This window comes from Geodermatophilus maliterrae, assembly GCF_041018925.1.
Lineage (GTDB): Bacteria > Actinomycetota > Actinomycetes > Mycobacteriales > Geodermatophilaceae > Geodermatophilus > Geodermatophilus maliterrae.
In genome coordinates, this window is the sequence record NZ_JBFNXQ010000181.1 from 1 (window position 1) to 3,757 (window position 3,757).

Here is a 3,757-nt window from a genome sequence, read left to right on the forward strand (position 1 = left end):
GGCCGCCGGCGTCGGCGTCGCCACCCAGGACGACGCGCTCGCGGCCCGCTTCGCCGCCGCGCTGGCCGGTCGCAGCGGGCGCGCGGTGCACTGGCGGCTCTCGGCGCGCACCGGGACGACCGCCGGGCGGGCGACGCCCCGGCTCCTGCCCGGCCTGGCCGGTCCCGCCGCCGACGTCGTCCTGGTCCAGCTCGGGGTCAACGACACCCTGCGGCTGCGCGCACGGGCGGCCTGGCGCCGCGACGTCACCGCCCTGCTCGACGCGCTGGCGCCGCTGGTCGCACCGGACGGCGTCGTCGTGCTGGCCGGCCTGCCCGATCTGGCCGCCTTCCCCACGCTCCCGCAGCCGCTGCGCGGTGTCCTCGGCCGGCACGCCCGCGCCCTCGACCGCGAGCTGGGCGCCCTGTCCGCCGCGCGGCCGGGGGTCCGTCACGCCCCGGCCCCGCCGCTGTCCGGCCGGGAGCACTTCGCCGGCGACGGCTTCCACCCGAACGCCGCCGCCGTCCGGGAGTGGACGGCCGACCTCGCCGGGATCGCCCTGTCCGGCCGCCCCGCCCGCTAGATGTTGGCGCCGTCCGGGGGCGGGCCGTCGGGGAGCGGCGCGGCGAAGCCGTTGCCGCCGGCCCGCGGGGTCGGCATGCCGACGGTGTAGGAGGTCATCGACAGCGAGCCGTAGGCGTAGCCGTCGACCAGCACGTCCGCCGTCGTCCCGGTCGCACCGGCCATGCCGGCCACGTAGAGCAGCGGCAGGAAGTGGTCGGGCGTGGGGACGGCGAGGTCGAAGTCGCGGTGGCCGTCGAGCCGCGGGATCCCCGCGGGGTCGGTGAGCATCAGCTCCTTGGCCTGCTCGTCGAAGCGCTGCGCCCAGTCGAACCCGGCGTCGGGCAGCGCGCGGCTGACCCCGCCGAGGTTGTGCACGACGTTGCCGCTGCCGATCACCAGCACGCCGTCCTCGCGCAGCGGCGCCAGCGCCGCCCCCATCTGCAGGTGGTAGTCGGCGCTCTTGAGTGCGTTGATCGACAGCTGCACCACCGGGACGTCGGCCTCGGGGAAGGCGTGCAGCAGCACCGACCAGGTGCCGTGGTCGATGCCCCAGCTGTCCAGGTCGGCACCCACCCAGGTCGGGGAGACGACGTCGGAGACCTGCTCGTGCAGCTCCGGGAGGCCCGGGGCGTCGTAGCGGACGTCGAAGAGCTCGGGCGGGAAGCCGAAGAAGTCGTGGATGGTGCGCGGCCGGGCCATCGCCGTCACCGCGGTGGCGTGCACGTACCAGTGGGCCGAGACGACCAGGATCGCCCGCGGCCGGGGCACCGACCGCCCGAAGGCGCGCCAGGCGTCGGTGTAGCGGTTGCGCTCGAGGGCGTTCATCGGGTTGCCGTGGCCGATGAAGGCGGCAGGCATGAGGGTCATGCGGCTCTCCTCAGCCGGCGTCGGGGGAAGACCGTGCCGTCCCGGATCCTCCCGCGCCCGGCCGGGCCGCGCGAGAGGCACCGGGGCGGGTCACCCCGCGTCGCACCGGGGCGTCACCCCGCGTTGCTCCCCGGCGGCACCCGCCGCAGCAGCGGCGAGAGCCACCGGGCGCCGGCGCCCTGCCCGGCGGCGACGTCGCCCGGGTTGGACAGCGCGCAGGTCTTCAGCGACAGGCAGCCGCAGCCGATGCACGACGACAGCCCGTCGCGCAGCTGCTCGAGCGCCGCGATCTGCTCGTCGAGCCGGTCGCGCCAGCCACGCGAGAGCCGCGCCCAGTCGCGGGCCGACGGCGCGCGCCCCTCCGGGAGGGTGTCCAGGGCGGCCCGGATCTCCGGCAGCGACAGCCCGACGTTCTGCGCCGCCCGCACGAAGGCCAGCCGCCGCAGCACGGAGCGGGGGAAGCGCCGCGCGCCCCCGGCGGTGCGGGTGGCGGTGACGAGCCCCTGCGCCTCGTAGTAGCGCAGCGCCGACGGCGCCATCCCGGAGCGGGCGGCCACCTCACCGATCGACAACCCGTCCACGGCACCCCCTTGACCTCAAGCCGACTTGAGGTCCGAGCCTACGGCCATGACACCTCGCACCGCACTCGTCACCGGCGCCTCCCGGGGTCTCGGCCGCGCCCTCGCCGGCGCCCTCGTCACCCGCGGCTGGCGCCTCGTCGTCGACGGCCGCGACCCCGGCCGCCTCGCCGCTGCCGTCGCCGGGCTGCCCGACCCCGGCCTGGTCACCGCCGTGGCCGGGGACGTCACCGACCCCGCCCACCGCGCGGCCCTGGCGGCGGCCGTCGGCGACCGGCTCGACCTGCTGGTCAACAACGCCAGCGACCTCGGCCCCACCCCGCTGCCGCCGCTGGCCGGCCTCCCACCCGCCGCCCTCGAGCGCGTGCTCGCGGTCAACACCGTGGCGCCCCTGGCCCTGCTGCAGGCGGTGCTGCCCGCCCTCGAGCGGGCCGGTGGCACGGTCGTGTCGGTCAGCAGCGACGCCGCCGTCGAGGCCTACCCGGGCTGGGGCGGCTACGGCGCGAGCAAGGCCGCCCTCGACCGGCTCACCGCCGTGCTGGCCGTCGAGCACCCGGGACTGCGCGTGTACGCCGTCGACCCCGGCGACATGGACACCGACATGCACCGGGCCGCGGCACCCGAGGACGACGGCCTGCCGGCACCGGAGACCGTCGTCCCGGCCCTCCTGCGCCTGCTCGACGACGACGCCCCACCCAGCGGCCGGGTCCGCGCGGCCGACCTCCTGCCTGCGGGGGTGGCCCGGTGACCACGACCTTCGCCCTCCCGCCCGGCAGCGAGGCGACGACGCCGCCCGAGCACCGCGGCCTGGCCCGCGACGGCGTCCGGCTCATGGCCGTGCGCCCGGGCAGCGTCACGCACGCCCGCTTCACCGACCTCCCCGACCTGCTCGAGCCGGGTGACCTCGTGGTGGTCAACACCTCGGCGACGCTCCCCGCCCGCCTCGACGCCCGCCGTGCCGACGGCCGGGTGGTCCCGCTGCACGTGTCCACGGCGCTCGACGACGGCTCCTGGGTGGTCGAGGTCCGCCGTCCCGGCAACGACGGGCCCGAGACGGGGCTGGAGCCCGGCGCCGAGCTGAACCTCCCCGGCGGCGTCCGGCTGCGCCTGCGGACCGGCTTCCCCGACCCGGCGCGTCCGTCGCGGCTCTGGCGGGCCCGGGTCGAGCCGGCGGTCGCGCTCGTCCCCTACCTGGCCGAGCACGGCCGGCCGGTGCGCTACGGCTACCTGCAGGCGCCCGTGCGGCTGGCCGAGGCGCAGAATGTCTACGCCACCGAACCGGGCAGCGCGGAGAACGCCAGCGCGGGGCGGCCGTTCACCGACCGGCTGCTCGTGCGGCTCGTGGCCCGGGGCGTCCCGGTGGTCCCGCTGGTGCTGCACGCCGGCGTCTCCAGCCCGGAGCTGCACGAGCCGCCGGCGCCCGAGCGCTACCGCGTCCCCGAGGTCACCGCGCGGCTGGTGACCTCGACCCGGGCCGCCGGGCGGCGGGTGGTCGCGGTGGGCACCACGGTCACCCGGGCGCTGGAGACCGTCACCGGCGACGACGGCGTCACCCGGGCCGGCGAGGGCTGGACCGACCTCGTGCTGGGCCCGGACTCGCCGCCGCGCGCGGTGACCGGACTGGTCACCGGGCTGCACGCGCCCGAGGCCAGCCACCTGCTGCTCCTGGAAGCCGTCGCCGGCGCGGACCTGGTCGCCGGCGCCTACCGAGCGGCGGTGGCCGGGGGCTACCTGTGGCACGAGTACGGCGACTCGATGCTCTTCCTGCC

At 77.7% G+C, this 3,757-nt stretch carries 5 protein-coding genes; 3 read left to right on the forward strand and 2 right to left on the reverse strand.

The window, feature by feature from the left end; all coding sequences use genetic code 11:
• A partial coding sequence (locus tag ABQ292_RS26170) for an SGNH/GDSL hydrolase family protein (RefSeq protein ID WP_369210628.1) occupies positions 1-562 on the forward strand: 562 nt, incomplete at its 5' end.
• Here ABQ292_RS26170 and ygiD read toward each other — a convergent pair.
• The gene (gene ygiD, locus ABQ292_RS26175; protein WP_369210629.1) at positions 559-1,410 is read right to left on the reverse strand and encodes a 4,5-DOPA-extradiol-dioxygenase; all 852 of its coding nucleotides are present in this window, start codon (positions 1,408-1,410) and stop codon (positions 559-561) included. The two genes, ABQ292_RS26170 and ygiD, sit on opposite strands and share 4 nt — an antisense overlap.
• A gap of 113 nt (positions 1,411-1,523) precedes the next feature.
• A complete protein-coding gene (soxR, locus tag ABQ292_RS26180; protein WP_369210630.1) occupies positions 1,524-1,991 on the reverse strand; it encodes a redox-sensitive transcriptional activator SoxR in 468 nt (155 codons plus the stop codon).
• Between the two features lie 46 nt (positions 1,992-2,037).
• Between soxR and ABQ292_RS26185 the strand changes: the two genes are divergently transcribed.
• Both ABQ292_RS26185 and ABQ292_RS26190 read left to right on the forward strand, forming a co-directional pair.
• On the forward strand, positions 2,038-2,736 hold the full coding sequence (locus tag ABQ292_RS26185; RefSeq protein ID WP_369210631.1) for an SDR family NAD(P)-dependent oxidoreductase: 699 nt from the start codon (positions 2,038-2,040) through the stop codon (positions 2,734-2,736).
• Positions 2,733-3,757: S-adenosylmethionine:tRNA ribosyltransferase-isomerase (locus ABQ292_RS26190; protein ID WP_369210632.1), on the forward strand; the 1,025-nt coding region annotated here is incomplete at its 3' end. The genes ABQ292_RS26185 and ABQ292_RS26190, both read left to right, overlap by 4 nt.

Excerpts from the sequence above, each read along its gene's own strand:
- ygiD (WP_369210629.1), bottom strand. The coding sequence starts at position 1,410 with ATGACCCTCATGCCTGCCGCCTTCATCGGCCACGGCAACCCGATGAAC.
- ABQ292_RS26185 (WP_369210631.1), top strand. The coding sequence starts at position 2,038 with ATGACACCTCGCACCGCACTCGTCACCGGCGCCTCCCGGGGTCTCGGC.